General features: G+C 53.4%; 1 pseudogene. It reads right to left on the reverse strand.

Going from position 1 to position 1,050, the window contains the following annotated elements:
- Positions 1-469, reverse strand: a pseudogene (locus tag E1958_RS19570) (helix-turn-helix domain-containing protein); the annotation flags it as partial.
- Positions 470-1,050: the final 581 nt, after the last annotated feature.

Genomic DNA, 1,050 nt, shown 5'->3' on the forward strand with positions numbered 1-1,050 from the left:
AGGTCCGTTGGTCCTCATTGGGCATCTGAGGCAGATACTTGACATCGACGTGTACAAAGCCCGGCGCGTACTCCTTGAACGTCTTCACCGGCGTTTTGGCGCCTTCCTCCTGGGGCATCAGGGTCTTGAGGTTGGAAACGCCGTGGCGGCGCAGACAGCGGTCCAGACTGGAGCGGGAGCGTTCGGGGTGGGTGAACGCGCGGGTCACTGCCAGCAGGTCATCCAGGGGCAGGAGGAGCGTCTTGCGCAGTTCCACGACCACCGCTTCCTGGGTCGGGGTAAGGGTAGTCTGCAAGCGGTGCGGCGTGTGCGAGCCATCGGCAGCCCCGTCACGCCCCCGCCAGCGGCGGATCGTATCCTCACTCACACCCAGTTCGTCGGCCAGGTGCGTCGCCGACTGGTGAGATACCTGAATGTATTGGCGGGTCTTCGGAGTCGTGGTGGCATTGGCATGCAGGTGGATATTCATTGCGCTTTCTCCGATATAGACGTGGCTACCAGTAATTCCATGACCTCTCGGGCACGCAATAATGGCCCCATTTTAGATCCTATGTAATCATCCGGGACCCCACATCTAGGTAGGAGGAGGCTCAATGAGATATCCGTTACCTTTACATGACTGGCATACCATCCGGCCCAAACCATCACATTTTGCACAAGAAATATAGAAACCATCAGCACTTGGATCAGAATGCCACATAGGATAATCCGAGTCTGTATAGCATTCTCTCCCTTCTCCACCACAACTTGGACATGGATCTACAATTGGCTCATCAAGACAAGTCTGACAAACTCTGCGTATAGAGCCACACAACTCACAATGATCGTTTTTCCAAACGTGTTCTCTTCTGTACCCACACCTGATACACTCGCACAATTTCCATTCATGACCTTCATTTCTGGTAAACCCGCACTGGCGGCAACGACAACCCTCCCAATCGTGGTATTGGTGTGGCCGAACCTTTAAGCAAATGGAACATTTGCACACATTCCACTTATGTATACCAATTTTGCAAAGGATTCGGCGCATGATGAGGCGCGTATAAATTT

This window comes from Candidatus Thiosymbion oneisti (assembly GCF_004359955.1).
Lineage (GTDB): Bacteria > Pseudomonadota > Gammaproteobacteria > Chromatiales > Chromatiaceae > Thiosymbion > Thiosymbion oneisti.